Genomic DNA, 16,239 nt, shown 5'->3' on the forward strand with positions numbered 1-16,239 from the left:
AGTCTAGCGCATTTTTAAGGTTGCAATGGTGAATACGGCCAACACGATTCCCACAATCCAGAAACGGGTTACAATCTTTGCTTCCGGAATTCCCTTTTTCTGAAAGTGGTGGTGAATCGGGCTCATCAAAAAGACGCGCTGTCCTTCACCATATTTCTTCTTAGTATATTTGAAATAGCTGACCTGGATAATCACCGACAGGTTTTCGAGCAGGAAGATGCCGCACAAAAGCGGAATCAGAATTTCCTTGCGGATGATGATGGCGAAAACGGCCAAAATACCGCCCAAAGCCAAACTTCCGGTGTCGCCCATAAACACCTGAGCCGGATACGAGTTCCACCACAAAAAGCCGACAGTAGCACCAATGAAAGCAGCCACAAAAACCGTCAACTCACCAATATGAGGAATGTACATGATATTCAAATAGTCGGCGTAAATGATGTTACCACTTACGTATGCCAAAATACCGAGCGTGACCGCACTGATGGCCGAGGTTCCCGTTGCCAGGCCGTCGATACCATCCGTTAAATTAGCGGCATTCGACACCGCAGTAATAATCAGAATGATCGCAAAAGCATAAACCAGCCAGCGCACCCAACTTGCATCTTCTCCCAAAAAGTTGACGATCCATTTATAGTCGAACTCGTGGTTTTTAATGAATGGAATGGTTGTCTTGGTTGACTTGACATCCTTGGTTACATAGTGAACCGACTGCTGGCCGGTCTCATTTTCAACCACAATTTCTTTCACGTAGTCGCCTTTGGCATTCTTCACTTTTTCGCGAACGATCACGTCCGGAGACAAGTACAATGTTGCAGCGACAATGATTCCCAATGAAACCTGACCCAGAATTTTAAATTTACCTGCCAGACCTTCTTTGTCTTTCAGGAATACTTTGATATAGTCGTCGATAAAACCAATGATTCCCAACCAAACTGTGGTCACCAGCATCAAAATGATGTAGATGTTATTCAGCTGTGCGAAAAGCAACGTTGGGATAATAATTGACGTGAGAATAATGATACCCCCCATTGTCGGCGTACCTTTCTTCTGCATTTGTCCCTCCAGCCCCAAATCGCGAATTTCTTCGCCGATTTGTTTGCGCTGCAGCATACGAATCAGCTTTTTACCAAAGCCCATCGTAATGAACAACGAGACGATAATTGCCGCCGATGAACGAAATGAGATGTACTGAAACATCCCGATACCGGGGATATTTGAATCTTTCAACCAATCATACAATAAACTAAACATAGTCCTTTATTTTTCTTTTTTCTTTCTCTTCCTTTTGTATCCCTACTCGTTAAAAATCTCTGCGATCACTTCTTTATCGTCGAAATGATGTTTCACACCGTTAATCTCCTGGTAGTCTTCGTGCCCTTTCCCGGCAACCAGAATGATGTCGCCGGTTTTCGCCAGCATGCAAGCGGTACGAATAGCCTCTTTGCGATTGACGATCGACAGCACCTTCTTGCGAACATGTGGTTCAACACCGGCTTCCATATCGGCAATAATTTGCTCCGGCACCTCGGTGCGCGGATTATCGGATGTCAAGATCACGCGGTCACTTTGCATCACCGCTTCTTTCGCCATCACCGGGCGTTTGGTTTTATCACGATCGCCTCCGGCTCCAACTACGGTGATTACTTGCTCGTTTCCGGTGCGGATTTCGCTGATTCCGTTCAGCACGTTTTTCAACGCGTCGGGTGTGTGTGCGTAATCCACAATCGCGTATTTACCATCCGGCGAACGAAGAATCTCGAATCGACCGGCAACGGGACGAAGCTCGCTGATCAGTGGTAACACTTTCTCCACATCCTCGCCCAAAAGAATAGCCGATCCGTACACTGCCATCAGGTTGTAAGCATTGAAAATACCTGAGAAGTGCGTCCAAACTTCGCGACCATCAATAGCCAGCAACATGCCGTCAAGGTGTTTCTCGATGACCTTGCATTTGAAATCGGCCAGCGATTTCAAGCCATATGCTTTTTGCGAAGCTTTGGTATTTTGCAACATCACCTTTCCGTTCTTCTCATCAGCATTCGTCAACGCGAAAGCTGCAGCGGGCAGGTTGTCGAAAAACTTCTTCTTCGCTTTCAGGTATTCAGCAAATGTTTTGTGGTAGTCCAGGTGATCGTGCGTGAGGTTGGTGAAAATTCCTCCCTCAAATTTGATCCCTGCAATCCGGTCCTGATCGATGGCGTGCGAGCTCACTTCCATGAAGCAATATTCGCAACCAGCCTCAACCATTTTGGCCATCAACGACTGGATTTGCAACGAATCCGGCGTCGTGTGGGTTGCCGGAAATTCTTCCTCGCCTACATAATATTTAATGGTCGATATCAAGCCGGCTTTGTTGCCCAGCTTAATGAATAGCTTGTACAACAAGGTGGCAATCGTCGTTTTGCCATTGGTACCAGTCACACCTACTACCCGCAGGTTTTGCGAAGGATTGCCATGAAAATTAGCAGCAATCAACCCCAATGCCGCTGCCGTATTTTTCAAGGTAATCAGGCAAGCTTCGCCAACAGCAACATCCGCGCGCTCGGCAATAATAATTGTAGCGCCATTCTCGATGGCTTTCGGAATAAAATCATGTCCATCGACATGCGTTCCGCTGGTCGCTACAAAAACATCCCCCGCTTTTACTTTGCGCGAGTCAAACTGAATCTGGCCGACCGGAGTCGAAAGACTTCCGGTTACCAGTTCAAACTCAATTCCACTCAATATATCCTTTAATGTCTTCATCTTAACTCAACTCCAAATAAATGGTTTGACCTTTCTTTATCGTATTCCCGGCCTTCAGTGATTGTTTGCTCACTTTCCCCAAGCCGTTCATTTTAACCTTCAATCCAGATTTTTCAAGCAGGAACAGCGCATCGCTTCCGGCCATTCCCACAACATTCGGCATAACACCATCTTTAATGTCACGCCCTTTCACCTCCGGTTTCTTGCCTTCGAACGCCACGCTGACCAAATCGCCGGCCAGTTGCTTTTCATCAACACCGAGATTTAGCTCTTCGGCCGTTTCAACAACATCTTCACGGAAACCGTTGTCGACCAGCTGTATTTCACGCGGTTTCTGTGGTTCATCTTTTTCGTCCACTTCTTTACTGCGTGGCTCCATAAACGATGCGTAAACTTTTGAAACGACCTCTTTAAAAACAGGACCTGCCACCGAACCACCATAATACAAGCCTTTGGGGCCAACCACCGCTACGATGATCGAGTACTTCGGATCATCAGCCGGGAAGTACCCACAGAATGATGCCTGGTATTTTTTCCCGCCTTTAGTATAACCTTGGTTGTCGTAGGCAACCTGGGCTGTACCGGTTTTCCCGGCAATCGGGAAATAGTCGTTATTCAGCGAACGACCGGTACCTTCAATACAAACTCCCTCGAGCATTGAGCGAGCTTTATCAAGTGTCCCTTGCGAACAAATCATCGGGTTCAGCACTTCGGTATCGAACTTGCGAACCAGCAAGCCATTTTCCCGAATCTCTTTCACAAAGCGAGGTTTCACCATGCGCCCGTTATTCGCCACCGCATTATAAAAGGTGAGGGTTTGAATCGGTGTCAGTTTAATCTCATAGCCATAAGAGATCCAGGCCAGCGACGGCCCCCACCAAACATTGTCGGTTGGATATTTGATATAGGGCACGCCTTCGCCGGCAAAACCCAACCCTAGCGGCTTGTTCAGCCCGAAGTCGTAAATCCGGTTGATAAAATCGCGCTCTTTGCCTTCGTAATATTTTGTGATAACCTTTGCCACCCCAACATTTGATGACAGTTCCAAAATTTTCTTCACACTAATCGCGCCGTGACCGCCATGACCGTAATCACTGTCATAAATGGTTTGGCCTTTGTAATCCCAACGGCCAATACCTGTGTCGTAAACGTCAGCTGTATCCACGTAACCATCTTCCATGGCAACCATGAGCGACACCAGCTTGAACGTTGATCCAGGCTCACTGCAGCCGGCATGTCCCAACGCGTAATTATAGCTCTCGCCATAAGTGCCATCCTTCAGGCGGCCAATGTTGGCGATTGCTTTCACATCACCGGTTGCGACTTCCATCACAACAGCTGTACCCCATTCCGCCTGTGATTTTTCCATCTGGCGCATCAGGGCGTTTTGCGTGAAATCTTGTAGATTGACATTAATGGTCGTGATCACATCCTTTCCGTCTTCCGGCTCTGTGATCGGAATATCAACCCAATGCCCCGAATAGTTACGTTTAATAGCCAATCCATTCTCTCCGGCCAGATACCCTTCCATCATGCCCTCGATACCGGAATAACCGATATTGCCATGCACGCCACCGTATGCACCTTTATTTAAGGTCCCGATGGTGCGGCTGGCCATGTCGCCATGCGGCATAATGCGTTCGCTTTCGCCAACAACGATCAACCCGCTACCAAACACAGAGCGCTGCAAGGTGCTCAGTCGTTTGAATTTCTGCAGCTGGTTATAATTCACTTTCTCGGGGTAAATCTGAAACCAACGATTTCCTTTTTTGAATGACTGAACCAAGCGCTGCTTAAACTGGCTTTTCGAAATGCCGAAGAATTTGGCGACTTCTTCGGAAAAGGCATCGGCTTTCTCGTTGAAATCGCGAACAACACGCGGCGCTTTACAATCGAAACGAAGCTCGTAATACGGGATCGAAGTAGCCAGGATGCTACCGTCGTCAGCGCAAACATTTCCTCGCTTCGCCTGTATTTCTGATGTATTTGTTTTAAGATTTTTGGCAATCTGCTCCCATCTCTCCGTATCCACATTTTGAATCATAACCAACTTGACCACAATTGCTGCAGTCAGCGCCATGGCTAAAAAGTAGATAATTCCAAAGCGTAAGGTTATGTATTTCCTGATCTCCATTAATCTCTCCGAGTTCTGTTTATTTTAATTTGTCGCGATTCGTATCGAATCCGACTTTTACTTTTTCAGCTTTTCAACCGACAACCTGCGCGGAGGCTCTTGCGGTTCTACCAAATCCAATCCACCATCATAAACCTTGTTGGCAATCTCCGACGGCCGGTTCATGCGCATCAACTCCGTCTCAAAAGTCACCGACGAAGCGCGAAGCTCTTTAATCGAGTCCTGCACAGCTTCCATCTCGGTGAGGGTTTTTTCCGACCAGTAGCGATTGGCGATAATCAGGATAAACAAGAAGACTATAAACAACACGAAGGGAATCTGGCTCAGTGCTTTTTCGCTCGCCAAGATACTCCCTCCAAGAAACGACTTCAGAATTGGTCTTCCTTTTTTCCCCTTATCGATATGGCCTGTTTCTTCGCTCATACTTTTTCAGCTATTCTGAGTTTTGCACTTCGAGCCCGCGGATTCCGCTCAATTTCTTCTTCTGTCGGCACAATCACTTTTCGATTGACCGCCTGCAAAGCGGAGGCGACATTTCCATAGAAATCCTTCTCCTGCTTACCTTCAAAGTTTCCGGCCTTGATAAAATTCTTTACCAGGCGGTCTTCCAGTGAATGATAAGTAATGACAACCAGTCTTCCGCCCGGCTTCAACAACTCCATGCTTTGCTCCAGGAAATCCTTCAAGACATCCAGCTCGCCATTCGTTTCAATACGCAGGGCTTGAAAAACCTTGGCGAGATATTTTGTTTCTGTCTTCTTCGGAACACAAGGCGCGATCGCTTCTTTAAACTGATCGATCGTGCGGATTGGCTTCACCTGACGTGCAGACAGAATCTGCCGAACCAAACGACGTGCATTTTCCACTTCGCCGTAATCTTTAAAGATTCGAATCAGATCTTCTTCAGACGACGAATTCACAATGTCGGCTGCCGTTTTGGAAGAATTGCGATTCATGCGCATATCCAGGTCGCCCGAAAAGCGAAATGAAAAACCGCGCTCTGCCACATCGAAATCATGCGATGAAACACCAAGGTCGGCCAGAATCCCATCGACCTGATCGACTCCCTTGTACCGCAAAAAATTTCGGATGTATTTAAAATTGTGTCGGATAAAAATAAAACGTTCATCATCGAACGCGTTCGCAGCGGCATCTTCATCCTGATCAAAACCGAACAGTCGGCCGCTTTTCAGATTTTTCAAAATTTCACGAGAGTGACCACCTCCCCCAAAGGTAACATCGACGTAGTCACCATCGCCTTGAATGTTCAATCCTTCGATACTCTCATTCAATAAAACCGGTATGTGATATACTTGCTCCATTACAAATCAACATTTCCACCAAACTCCTTCTCGAACATCGTACTGAAATCCTCCATCGAATTCAGATACTGATCAAACTGATCCACATCCCACAAACGAATTCTTTGCCCCTGACCAACAAACACCACATCTTTCTTAATCCCCACTTTTTCGAGGAAATTGTTTGGAAAATTCATGCGGCAACTATCGGGAACCTGGATGATTTTAAAATTACGATAGAGCATATCCAACAAGCGGCTATGTGCACGATTGTTCGGATTTAACTTCTCGGTAAAACCAGCCAAACGCCGCTCCCACGCTTCCATCGGGTAAATATTCAAGCACTTCTCATACGGGTCTATCTCGATGGCCAAGCGGGCACCGGGAATACTGCCCCCCATTTCATTTTTGTAATCGGCGGGCAGAACGACGCGTCCTTTTTCGTCAAATGTTGCGCTTTTTTCTGCTGAGAAGTTCATATGCTAATTGCCTATTTTCCAATTGTAAAAATAGTAAATTCTATTGCAAAAATCCACTTTCAGTCACTTTCAGTCACTTTTTTCCACCACCATATCCAGAAAACATCGTTGAATCATTGTTGATAACCCAATTAAAATTGTTAATAACCGAAATACTGACATTGATTTACAAAGCCTTACCACACGCCCAAAACTACCAACACCCGTTAATAACTCACAAATCGCTCTCGCCAAACGAAAATAAAGAGCACCCCAAAAACCCCACTTGCCAAATATTTTTCTATTTTTCGGTTCAAATACGCATCATCATGGCGAAGGAACAGGAAAACAAGCTAAAGCCGATAAACGTCAAGGCTTTATTTAACGAAAAGAACCCTAAAATAGCCCGACTTTTGCCGGGATTCATATACCGGTACATCAACCGGATTGGACACATCGACGAATGTAACGAGATTATCACCAATTACGGCCACCTGAAGGGCGTTGAATTTGCACAAAAAACTGTTGAACACTTTGGGGTAAGCGAAGAAGTTTGCGGAATCGAAAACGTACCGACCAACGGACGCTACATTTTTGTCGCCAACCACCCGCTCGGAGGATTCGACGCGTTACTGCTCATCAGCAATGTCTACAAGCGCATTGGCGACCTTCGTTTTTTAGTGAACGATGTATTGATGAAAATCACACCACTGGCCAACATCTTTGTGCCGATCAACAAACACGGAGCACACAGCCGCGAGGCAGCCCGTGCGATCGAGGAAACCTACAAATCAGATAAGCAGATTTTGATTTTCCCGGCAGGATTAGCCAGCCGACGAATCAAAGGAAAAGTTGTAGATACAGACTGGAAGAAACATTTCATTCAGAAATCTGTCGAACATAAACGCGACGTCATTCCAGTACACATCAGTGGTCAAAACTCCGGTTTCTTTTACAATCTATCCAACATTCGTACTGCACTGGGCATCAAATGGAACCTGGAAATGTTCTATTTATCAGACGAGACTTTTCGTCACAAAGGAGCTAAATTCACCTTAACCTTTGGAAAACCAATCCCCTACACAACATTCAACAACAGCAAAACGGCCAAAGAATGGGCCGACAAAGTCCGGGAGATATTGTATGCCTTACCAAATTCCGAAAAGCCCTAATTTAGAGGGGCACAAAAACAATTCTTAATAATTTTTTTTAGCTTTGTAATTCATAAAATTTAGCAGACGAAAATATGAAGGATATTGCTGCACCGGTCGCAAAAAGTGCGATTCTGGCGGAACTGACGCCTGAGAAGCTACTACGCAAGACCAACAAAGGTGCCAATGAGATCTACGTGGTGACCTACCACGACTCCCCCAATATTATGCATGAAATTGGTCGCTTACGCGAAATCACCTTCCGGGAAGCCGGCGGGGGAACTGGTAAGGACCTCGACATAGATCAATATGACACCCAGGAAAACCCATACAGACAATTGATCGTTTGGGATCCGGATTCTCAGGAGATTCTTGGTGGCTACAGATACATCTTGTGTGATGGACTTCCGTTGGACGAAAACGGCGAAGTAAAACTGGCGACAGCCCGTTTGTTCCATTTCTCCGATAAGTTTATGAAAGAATACATGCCACACACACTGGAACTGGGACGTTCATTCGTGCAACCAGCTTACCAATCGAGCAAGGCTGGCGCGAAAGCACTGTTCGCATTGGACAACCTGTGGGACGGACTGGGCGCATTGACAGTGGATCACCCGGAAATCAAATATTTCTTCGGAAAAGTGACCATGTACACACACTTCAACGTTGAAGCCAGAAACATGATCCTGTATTTCTTCGAGAAATATTTCAACGATTCTGAGAAACTGGTTTACCCTAAAAAGCCGATGTTGATCAATATGGATCGCGATGCACTTGCGAAAATCTTCAGTGGCGGCTCATACGATGCCGACTACCGCATCCTCACCCAGAAGGTGCGCGAATTGGGAGAAAACGTTCCACCGCTCATCAACGCATACATGAACCTGAGTCCGTCAATGAAAACATTCGGTACGATTTTGAACGACCGTTTTGGCGACGTGGAAGAAACCGGAATCATCGTAACCATCAAAGATATTTACGACGCGAAACGCGACCGCCACATCGAGACTTACATCAAGGACAAAGGCGACGCTTTCCCGGAAATCAAGTAAATTCAACAAAACAAAGCATAAAAAAAGCAGGCTCAAACGGCCTGCTTTTCTATTTTATATTGGTTTGATTCTTTCAATCAATACGCGCGTCCTTCAAATCCTTCCACATAGTTGATGAATGAAGTGTTCACCACTTTATTTCCTCCCGGAGTCGGATAGTCGCCCGAGAAATACCAGTCGCCCGTATCGTTCGGACAAGCTTTGTGCAGGTTCTCGATGCTTTGGTAAACGATATCAACTTCTGCCTTACAACCTTCAGGCTTCAACAAATCAGCGATTTTCTTCGAGATTTGCTCGGGCGTAAACTGACGGTAAATTTCTTTCACGTAGTTCACTATCTCTTCTTTCGGAAGATTTTGCTGTGCCTTACATTTATTATATACCTCGTCGATCAATTGCTCCTTATTGTGATCTTTCAACAATTCGATCACGGCATTGAAGGCAATAAATTTACCTAATACGGCCATGTCGATACCGTAGCAGTCGGGGTAACGAATCTGAGGAGCTGAAGAAATAACGATGATGCGTTTCGGGTTCAAGCGATCGAGAATTTTCAGGATGCTGTTTTTCAACGTGGTTCCGCGAACAATCGAGTCATCGATAATCACCAATGTATCGGTATTTTCTTTCACCACGCCGTAAGTCACGTCGTAAACGTGCGCAACCAAGTCATCGCGACTTGCATCGTCAGCAATAAACGTACGCAGCTTGGCATCTTTAATCGCGATTTTTTCAACACGCGGCTCCAGCGAAATGATGTTCTCCAAGTCTTCTTCGGAGATGCTTCCGTTTTTCGCACGGATTTGCTCCTTTTTCCAGATCATCAAATGATCCCGAATCCCCTGCATCATACCGTAAAAGGCAGTTTCCGCAGTGTTTGGAATATAGGAGAAAACCGTATTTTTAATATCGTAGTTAATTTCTTTCAAAATTTGCGGTGCCAGCAAATGGCCCAGCGCTTTCCGTTCCTGGTAGATATCTTTATCACTACCACGCGAGAAATAAATCCGTTCAAACGAACAAGATTTCCGTTTGTGCGGCACACGAACAATATGATTAGAAACACTTCCGTCTTTCTTAATAATCAGCGCTTCTCCCGGTTTGATCTGGTGCACATCGCTACCTTTCACATTCATCACCGTTTGAATTACCGGACGTTCTGATGCCACCACAACGATTTCGTCATCAATATAATAGTGAGCCGGACGAATACCCCAAGGGTCGCGGGCAACAAAGGCGTCACCATGACCAATCAAACCGGCCATTGCATAACCACCATCCCAATCCTTGCTGGCATTTTCGAGAATACTCTGAACGTCCAATGTTTTTTCGATCAACGGAGAAATCTCGCGATTCGAGAATCCTTCATTTTTATATTGACGGAAACGGAATTGGTTTTCTTCATCCAGGAAGTGGCCTACTTTTTCCAGTGCTGTTACCGTATCAGTGTAGTTTTTCGGGTGCTGTCCCAAGTCAATCAACTTCTGGAAAAGCTCGTCGGTATTTGTCAGGTTGAAGTTACCCGCCAACACCAATGTACGCGATTTCCAGTTATTCTGACGCATGACCGGGTGCACAAAATCGATGCTATTGTTTCCAAAAGTACCGTAGCGAAGGTGCCCCAAATACAGTTCGCCCGCGTAAGGCAGGTGTTCATACACCCATTTCAAATCAGACAGATCTTTGCCGGACTTCATCGCTTTTTTCACCGATTTACCAACTTTGGCAAACACATCCTGAATTGGATTTTGCTCAATAGAACGGTAACGATGAATGTATTCCTGTCCCGGCTTCAGGTTCATTTTAACACTAACCACACCAGCACCATCCTGCCCGCGGTTGTGTTGTTTCTCCATCAAAAGATAAAGCTTGTTCAAGCCATATTGCCATGTTCCGTACTTCTCCTGGTAGTAACTCAACGGCTTCCTCAACCGGATCAGGGCAATACCACATTCGTGTTTAATCAATTCACTCATTACTAGTTTGAATCTGCAGTGTATAATTTTGGAAACTGAATCAAATCCGGCACAATAAACGCATTCGGATAATTCTTTTTAATTTTCTCTTTTAGTCTCAAAGCTTCACTCTTGGTCCGGCAATCGCCAATGCGGATTTTAAAGTTGGGGCTTTGGAAAGACATGTAAGCAGGCACATCCGGAAAAATCCGAAGGAAATCAGTTCGAACTTTCATCGCTTCCTGGCGTGCACTGGTTCCCGAACTGAAAAAAATCTCGAGACGAAAACCATCGGTTCCGCCTTTCTTTTTATTCATTTCGATGTGATTGTTCAACAACGTATCGATACGGGAATCTTGCTGAACGTCAATTCGGTTCAGGATTGTGGCTCCACCGGAAGTTGCGGCAGGCTTGTAGGTCATCTCCTGAGCAGAAACACTCAAATGAAATAATAAAAAGATGATCCCAACAATTGGTAACTTCATAGAGGCGACTTTTAAAGCTGCAAATATAATGCGAATTGCTTTAATACAAGAATTACACCATTGTAATGCGGGCGAAATTTGAAAAAATTCACATTTATTTTTTCACGCTGCTAACCATCTCCAAAATCGAATGCACAAACAACTCACCTAATGACGTTTATACCTCCTTTCACAGCCCTCGATCATAATTTATTTTGATTAAAAAGGATCGCACAAAAATACCGCCCACCAATTCTTTTCTCATATTTGTCAACAATTAATGAATTCGGTAAGCTTTACCAAACCCAAAACCGTTTATTACAGTACAATTCACTATTTTCACAACATTATGAGCGATTTGATCAATGATTTCAGAGAATACCGGGAGAAGATGAACGAGAAAATTCTTGGTTCCGGCAACAAAGTAATGAAGCGAATCTACGGGGTAGATACATTGGCTTACCAGGAAGGAGCTCTCTCCACGCAAACAAAAGAAATGCTCGGATTGGTTTCTTCAATGGTCTTGCGCTGCGACGATTGTATCAAATATCACCTTGAAAAATGCCATGAACTGGGGCTGACCACCGATGAAATTTTCGAAGTATTCTCCATCGCAAACCTTGTCGGAGGGACAATTGTTATTCCTCATACCCGGCGAGCCGTTGAATATTGGGAAGCGCTGAACGAGAAAGCAGGAATTAATGCAAAATCTTAAATTGTAAGTTTATGATAGCTATAAGTGCAACAGATAAAAAACTCACCGCCAGCATGGACATCCGTTTTGGCAGAAGTCCGTACTTTTTATTGACCGATGGAGTTGTGACCCGTTTCATCAGCAACCCTTTTTGTCAGGACGATGATGATGTCGCACCGAGAGTTGTGGAACTTCTGAGCAAACAGGAAGTTTCGAAGATCGTAACCGGCGAAATTGGCCCCAAAGCAAAAGCCAGTCTCGATAAAAACCGGATCCAGGTTATCATGCTCACCGAAGATAAAATCAGCCTGCAGCATGTTTTGAAAAAGATGAACATGTCGAAGTAGCTACTTTGAAAGCTGCTTCCGTTCCACATACAATTCCCTGTTCAGAAACGGAATGATTGCCAACATTGCTGCCTGATGGTATAAAATTTCCCGGGTTAACCGATCGCTAGTCAACAGTCCAACAGCACCATTTTGTTGTTTCGAATTTTGCTGATTGAAAACCAGATCATCAGCATCGCCAAGCTCCATCCCGCTAAAAATTAGTTCTCTGATTTGCGGCGGAAGTTCGAATGTGGCCGTGCGGGCATGTGATTCAAATTCGTGATTCGCGATCACAATCCAGGCAAATGCAAATAAGCGATCGTTGTGCAGCGCGACGCCGCCTTCTATTCCGGCATAAAAATCTGCTCCCTGAATTTCGTTTCGGGCTTCAGCAGCGCGATTAATCGCTCCCTGCAGTGTCTCATCTTCGTCCATTGGCTGATCGGAAACACCGGAAGAAACCGTTACGGGAACCACCTCCAACGCATCGTCGAAGCAGGCTGAAAAGGATTTTAATATTGCATTAACTTTTACCGGATTTTTGGAGGCTACAACTATTTTCATACGATAATCGAATCGGGTTAGAGGCAATAAAGCTACCTTTACTCGTTGAATATTCAAACTAAAATTACGAAGAATGCTTATCAGGAAAGCTCGGCCCGAAGATGCCTCAACAATCGCTGGTTTTCAACTGGCCATGGCGCTCGAAACCGAAGACTTACAACTCGACAAAAAAACAGTCAACAAAGGAGTTGATGCTGTATTTGAAGACCCGTCCAAAGGAAATTATTACATCGCGGAAATTGAAGGACATGTGGTGGCCTCGCTGCTAACCACTTTCGAGTGGAGCGACTGGCGCAACGGAACCGTGCTTTGGATTCAGTCGGTTTACGTCCTGCCCGATTTTCGGAAGATTGGCATTTACACCTCCATGTACCAGCACATTCAACAATTGGTGATGGACAACGACGACCTGAAAGGAATTCGCCTGTACGCAGAAAAAACAAACGACACGGCTCACCTGGTTTACGAAAAATCAGGAATGAGTGCCGAACATTATCAACTATACGAGTGGTTAAAATAGAATTATGGAACGCAAGCCTTTATCCCCCGAAGTACGCAAACAAATTATTATTGCTCAGCGCACAGAGATCACAGAATATCATGTTTACAAACGACTGGCAGGAATTGTCAAGGACAAAGAAAATTCAGCCGTTTTGTCGAAGATAGCAGATGACGAGCTGCGACACTACAAGATTTGGGAAAAATACTCGGGCCGGGAAGTCAGCCCAAGCAAATGGGGAATCCGTAAATTTTACTGGATCGCACGCCTTTTCGGGATAACCTTCGGTATTAAACTATTGGAGAAAGCAGAAGAACGTGCCCAGGTAAATTACCACGAAATTGGTCGGGAGATCCCCGAAGCAATCGCCATTGGCAAGGAAGAAACCGAGCACGAAAACAAATTGATCGCCATGATCCATGAAGAAAAGCTGGAATACATCGGCTCAATTGTTCTGGGGTTGAACGACGCCTTGGTGGAGATTCTGGGAACATTGGCGGGTTTGACATTTGCACTTCAAAACACCAAACTCGTAGCCTTGGCGGGTATCATTGCAGGTATTGCCGGCGCATTGTCGATGTCATCGTCTGAATATCTGTCCAACAAATCGGAGGGAAACCATGACGGTGCTTTAAAATCGGCGTTCTTCACAGGCATCGCCTACTTTGTTGCGGTAGTGTTCCTGGTCGTTCCGTACCTGATTTTTACCTCACCGTTCGTAGCACTGATCGTCGCGGTGATCGATTCAATTCTGGTTGTTTTCTTTTACAGTTATTATATTTCCATTGCAAACGATCAACCGTTCCGCAAACGATTTACCGAAATGGTTGTTCTTAGTACGGTGGTTGGATTGATTTCTTTCGGATTGGGATACCTGGTCCGCGTTCTGTTCGGCATCGACGTCTAAACACTTATTCGGATTTCTGAAAAGGACTTAATGTGAGCACGAAACTTAAGAAAATGATCCTGGAGGGTGAACATCAAACCCAGGACTTTAAATATTGTATCAGCGATTCGCGAAAAATTGCTCGTTCCCTGGTTGCATTTGCCAATACCGATGGCGGCCGTTTGCTGATCGGGGTGAAAGACAACGGGAATATAGCCGGCGTGCGTTCGGAAGAGGAATATTACATGATTGAATCAGCTGCGACAATTTACAGCAAACCACCGATCAAGTTCAGCTCGCAACAACATTTCATCGATAATAAAGTGGTGCTGGAAATTATTGTTGAAAGCAGCACCGACAAACCCCATTTTGCCAAAGACGAAAACGACAAATGGTGGGCTTATTACCGCCTGAAAGATGAAAATAAATTGGCCAACAAAGTCATGATAGAGGTTTGGAAGAAGCAGAGAAGCCCGGAAGGAATTTTCATCAATTACTCAGATGATGAACGCTTTCTACTGGATTACCTTTCCCGAAACGAAAGCATCAGCCATTCCGCTTTTTCCCGAAAAGCCCGCATAACTTACATTGATGCTGAAAAAATTCTTTCCGATTTTATCGTCCTCGGAATCCTTCAACCCGTCTTTGGAGAACAACAAATTCGTTATGCTTTAGCCGACGATTTCGACCGCGAAAGCTGGGACAGACAGGAATCAGCGTAAAAAAGTTTTCACATTATTGTAATTTTTGTTTGACCGCTTTACAAATAGTTAAACATATTTTTACAGCCTTAGAACAAACAATGAACATGAAAAGAATTTTAGTATTTGCATTTGCGCTCGCCGTCTCCACGGCCAGCTTTGCCCAGGAAAACTACAAGACAATTACCAAAGAAGATTCACTCAGAACTTATCACGGTAACATCAGCTACCCGGTAAAAACGTATCCGGACGCTCCTAAAACAAAAAAGCCTAAGAACATCATTTTTATGATTGGCGATGGTATGGGAACGGCTCAAATCTATGCCGGATTGACTGCCAATCACGGGCACCTGTTCCTCGACAATTTCAAACACGTTGGTTTTTCCAAAACCCGTTCTGCCAGTGACTACATTACCGACTCGGCTGCAGGGGGTACAGCACTTTCAAGCGGCTACCGCACCTACAACGGAGCAATTGGTGTCGACACCGATACGGTTGCACACAAAACCATGCTCGAGATCGCTGAAGACAAAGGAAAGGCAACCGGCTTGGTTTCAACCTCGGCAATAACACACGCCACTCCCGCTTCCTTTATTGCTCATCAACCATCGCGTAACATGTACGAAGCAATTGCCGGTGACTTTTTGAAAACAGATATCGACGTTTTTATTGGCGGTGGCTACAAGCATTTCACAGATCGCAAGGATGGCAAAGATCTGACCGTTGACCTGAAAAAGAAAGGCTACACTGTTTTGCAGGACATGAATGACATTGAAAAAGTAAAATCAGGAAAATTAGCCGGACTGACAGCGGCAGAGCACAACCCCGTAGCATCAAAACGTGGCGACATGCTGCCACGCGCTACTGAAACGGCTCTGAATATTCTGAGCAAAAACAAAAAAGGCTTTTTCATCATGGTCGAAGGATCGCAAATCGACTGGGGTGGCCACCAAAATAACACCAACTACGTGGTGGAAGAAATGCTCGACTTTGACCAGGCAATTGGCAAAGCGCTTGAGTTTGCAGCTAAGGATGGCGAAACCCTGATCGTGATCACAGCCGACCATGAAACCGGAGGAATGGCAATTACAGGCGGCGATATGGAAACCGGAATGGTACAAGGATCATTCATCTACGGACACCACACCGGCGTAATGGTACCTGTATTTGCGTTTGGACCGGGCGCAGATGAGTTCACCGGAATCATGAAAAACGAAGACATCGGTAAAAAACTGATCCAACTCGTTTCTGGTAACGAATAGTCAGATTTCCCGACCAAAATATCAATAGAAAGTCCGGTAAC

At 45.2% G+C, this 16,239-nt stretch carries 17 protein-coding genes; 8 read left to right on the forward strand and 9 right to left on the reverse strand.

Annotation, left to right across the window (positions count from 1 at the left end; translation table 11 throughout):
• Positions 1–3 precede the first annotated feature (3 nt).
• From mraY to BC643_RS21745, 6 genes are read right to left on the reverse strand one after another with little or no spacing between them, the layout of a single operon-like run.
• Positions 4–1,254 carry a phospho-N-acetylmuramoyl-pentapeptide-transferase gene (gene mraY / locus BC643_RS21720; RefSeq protein ID WP_120275413.1) on the reverse strand — a complete coding sequence of 417 codons (1,251 nt, stop codon included), beginning with the start codon at positions 1,252–1,254 and terminating at the stop codon, positions 4–6.
• Positions 1,255–1,296: 42 nt separating this feature from the next.
• A complete protein-coding gene (locus tag BC643_RS21725) occupies positions 1,297–2,748 on the reverse strand; it encodes a UDP-N-acetylmuramoyl-L-alanyl-D-glutamate--2,6-diaminopimelate ligase (protein ID WP_120275415.1) in 1,452 nt (483 codons plus the stop codon).
• Between the two features lies 1 nt (position 2,749).
• A complete protein-coding gene (locus BC643_RS21730) occupies positions 2,750–4,882 on the reverse strand; it encodes a penicillin-binding protein (protein ID WP_120275417.1) in 2,133 nt (710 codons plus the stop codon).
• A gap of 57 nt (positions 4,883–4,939) precedes the next feature.
• Positions 4,940–5,305: an FtsL-like putative cell division protein gene (locus tag BC643_RS21735; RefSeq protein WP_120275418.1), complete on the reverse strand. Its 366-nt coding sequence runs from the start codon at positions 5,303–5,305 to the stop codon at positions 4,940–4,942.
• Positions 5,302–6,204 carry a 16S rRNA (cytosine(1402)-N(4))-methyltransferase RsmH gene (gene rsmH, locus BC643_RS21740; RefSeq protein WP_120275419.1) on the reverse strand — a complete coding sequence of 301 codons (903 nt, stop codon included), beginning with the start codon at positions 6,202–6,204 and terminating at the stop codon, positions 5,302–5,304. Before rsmH ends, BC643_RS21735 begins: the two co-directional genes overlap by 4 nt.
• The gene (locus BC643_RS21745) at positions 6,204–6,662 is read right to left on the reverse strand and encodes a division/cell wall cluster transcriptional repressor MraZ (RefSeq protein WP_120275421.1); all 459 of its coding nucleotides are present in this window, start codon (positions 6,660–6,662) and stop codon (positions 6,204–6,206) included. The genes rsmH and BC643_RS21745 overlap by 1 nt, the downstream gene beginning before the upstream one ends.
• A 308-nt stretch (positions 6,663–6,970) precedes the next feature.
• On the opposite strand from BC643_RS21745, the gene BC643_RS21750 reads away from it, so the two are divergent.
• Both BC643_RS21750 and BC643_RS21755 read left to right on the forward strand, forming a co-directional pair.
• A complete protein-coding gene (locus BC643_RS21750; RefSeq protein ID WP_120275614.1) occupies positions 6,971–7,813 on the forward strand; it encodes a 1-acyl-sn-glycerol-3-phosphate acyltransferase in 843 nt (280 codons plus the stop codon).
• A 74-nt stretch (positions 7,814–7,887) separates the two neighbouring features.
• Positions 7,888–8,844, forward strand: coding sequence for a GNAT family N-acetyltransferase (locus BC643_RS21755; RefSeq protein ID WP_120275422.1), 957 nt, complete (start codon positions 7,888–7,890; stop codon positions 8,842–8,844).
• A 77-nt stretch (positions 8,845–8,921) separates the two neighbouring features.
• Here BC643_RS21755 and BC643_RS21760 read toward each other — a convergent pair whose 3' ends face one another.
• On the reverse strand, positions 8,922–10,820 hold the full coding sequence (locus tag BC643_RS21760; RefSeq protein ID WP_120275424.1) for an amidophosphoribosyltransferase: 1,899 nt from the start codon (positions 10,818–10,820) through the stop codon (positions 8,922–8,924).
• A 2-nt stretch (positions 10,821–10,822) separates the two neighbouring features.
• Positions 10,823–11,284, reverse strand: a complete 462-nt coding sequence (locus tag BC643_RS21765; RefSeq protein ID WP_120275426.1) for an SPOR domain-containing protein — start codon at positions 11,282–11,284, stop codon at positions 10,823–10,825.
• 259 nt (positions 11,285–11,543) lie between these two features.
• On the opposite strand from BC643_RS21765, the gene BC643_RS21770 reads away from it, so the two are divergent.
• Positions 11,544–11,978 carry a carboxymuconolactone decarboxylase family protein gene (locus tag BC643_RS21770; RefSeq protein WP_245995043.1) on the forward strand — a complete coding sequence of 145 codons (435 nt, stop codon included), beginning with the start codon at positions 11,544–11,546 and terminating at the stop codon, positions 11,976–11,978.
• A gap of 11 nt (positions 11,979–11,989) precedes the next feature.
• On the forward strand, positions 11,990–12,304 hold the full coding sequence (locus BC643_RS21775; protein ID WP_120275427.1) for a NifB/NifX family molybdenum-iron cluster-binding protein: 315 nt from the start codon (positions 11,990–11,992) through the stop codon (positions 12,302–12,304).
• On the opposite strand, the gene yjjX is transcribed toward BC643_RS21775, so the two are convergent.
• Positions 12,305–12,850 carry an inosine/xanthosine triphosphatase gene (gene yjjX / locus BC643_RS21780; RefSeq protein WP_120275429.1) on the reverse strand — a complete coding sequence of 182 codons (546 nt, stop codon included), beginning with the start codon at positions 12,848–12,850 and terminating at the stop codon, positions 12,305–12,307.
• Between the two features lie 73 nt (positions 12,851–12,923).
• Here yjjX and BC643_RS21785 point away from each other — a divergent pair, with 73 nt between their 5' ends.
• The 4 genes from BC643_RS21785 to BC643_RS21800 all read left to right on the forward strand — a co-directional run bounded on the left by BC643_RS21785 (position 12,924) and on the right by BC643_RS21800 (position 16,198).
• Positions 12,924–13,370, forward strand: a complete 447-nt coding sequence (locus tag BC643_RS21785; protein WP_120275431.1) for a GNAT family N-acetyltransferase — start codon at positions 12,924–12,926, stop codon at positions 13,368–13,370.
• Between the two features lie 4 nt (positions 13,371–13,374).
• Entirely contained in the window at positions 13,375–14,256 is an 882-nt protein-coding gene (locus tag BC643_RS21790) for a VIT1/CCC1 transporter family protein (RefSeq protein ID WP_120275433.1), read from the forward strand.
• A gap of 32 nt (positions 14,257–14,288) precedes the next feature.
• Positions 14,289–14,957 carry an AlbA family DNA-binding domain-containing protein gene (locus tag BC643_RS21795; RefSeq protein ID WP_245995044.1) on the forward strand — a complete coding sequence of 223 codons (669 nt, stop codon included), beginning with the start codon at positions 14,289–14,291 and terminating at the stop codon, positions 14,955–14,957.
• A gap of 86 nt (positions 14,958–15,043) precedes the next feature.
• Positions 15,044–16,198 carry an alkaline phosphatase gene (locus tag BC643_RS21800; RefSeq protein WP_120275618.1) on the forward strand — a complete coding sequence of 385 codons (1,155 nt, stop codon included), beginning with the start codon at positions 15,044–15,046 and terminating at the stop codon, positions 16,196–16,198.
• Positions 16,199–16,239: the final 41 nt, after the last annotated feature.

This window comes from Mangrovibacterium diazotrophicum, assembly GCF_003610535.1.
In the GTDB taxonomy this organism is placed as follows: Bacteria; Bacteroidota; Bacteroidia; order Bacteroidales; family Prolixibacteraceae; genus Mangrovibacterium; species Mangrovibacterium diazotrophicum.

What these genes read in the sequence shown, in the direction of transcription:
- mraY (WP_120275413.1), bottom strand. Translation starts at nt 1,254, where the DNA reads ATGTTTAGTTTATTGTATGATTGGTTGAAAGATTCAAATATCCCCGGT.
- BC643_RS21760 (WP_120275424.1), bottom strand. Translation starts at nt 10,820, where the DNA reads ATGAGTGAATTGATTAAACACGAATGTGGTATTGCCCTGATCCGGTTG.
- BC643_RS21725 (WP_120275415.1), bottom strand. Translation starts at nt 2,748, where the DNA reads ATGAAGACATTAAAGGATATATTGAGTGGAATTGAGTTTGAACTGGTA.
- yjjX (WP_120275429.1), bottom strand. Translation starts at nt 12,850, where the DNA reads ATGAAAATAGTTGTAGCCTCCAAAAATCCGGTAAAAGTTAATGCAATA.
- BC643_RS21755 (WP_120275422.1), top strand. Translation starts at nt 7,888, where the DNA reads ATGAAGGATATTGCTGCACCGGTCGCAAAAAGTGCGATTCTGGCGGAA.
- BC643_RS21800 (WP_120275618.1), top strand. Translation starts at nt 15,044, where the DNA reads ATGAAAAGAATTTTAGTATTTGCATTTGCGCTCGCCGTCTCCACGGCC.
- BC643_RS21745 (WP_120275421.1), bottom strand. Translation starts at nt 6,662, where the DNA reads ATGAACTTCTCAGCAGAAAAAAGCGCAACATTTGACGAAAAAGGACGC.
- BC643_RS21775 (WP_120275427.1), top strand. Translation starts at nt 11,990, where the DNA reads ATGATAGCTATAAGTGCAACAGATAAAAAACTCACCGCCAGCATGGAC.
- BC643_RS21730 (WP_120275417.1), bottom strand. Translation starts at nt 4,882, where the DNA reads ATGGAGATCAGGAAATACATAACCTTACGCTTTGGAATTATCTACTTT.
- BC643_RS21785 (WP_120275431.1), top strand. Translation starts at nt 12,924, where the DNA reads ATGCTTATCAGGAAAGCTCGGCCCGAAGATGCCTCAACAATCGCTGGT.
- BC643_RS21735 (WP_120275418.1), bottom strand. Translation starts at nt 5,305, where the DNA reads ATGAGCGAAGAAACAGGCCATATCGATAAGGGGAAAAAAGGAAGACCA.
- BC643_RS21790 (WP_120275433.1), top strand. Translation starts at nt 13,375, where the DNA reads ATGGAACGCAAGCCTTTATCCCCCGAAGTACGCAAACAAATTATTATT.
- rsmH (WP_120275419.1), bottom strand. Translation starts at nt 6,204, where the DNA reads ATGGAGCAAGTATATCACATACCGGTTTTATTGAATGAGAGTATCGAA.
- BC643_RS21750 (WP_120275614.1), top strand. Translation starts at nt 6,971, where the DNA reads ATGGCGAAGGAACAGGAAAACAAGCTAAAGCCGATAAACGTCAAGGCT.
- BC643_RS21765 (WP_120275426.1), bottom strand. Translation starts at nt 11,284, where the DNA reads ATGAAGTTACCAATTGTTGGGATCATCTTTTTATTATTTCATTTGAGT.
- BC643_RS21770 (WP_245995043.1), top strand. Translation starts at nt 11,544, where the DNA reads ATGAATTCGGTAAGCTTTACCAAACCCAAAACCGTTTATTACAGTACA.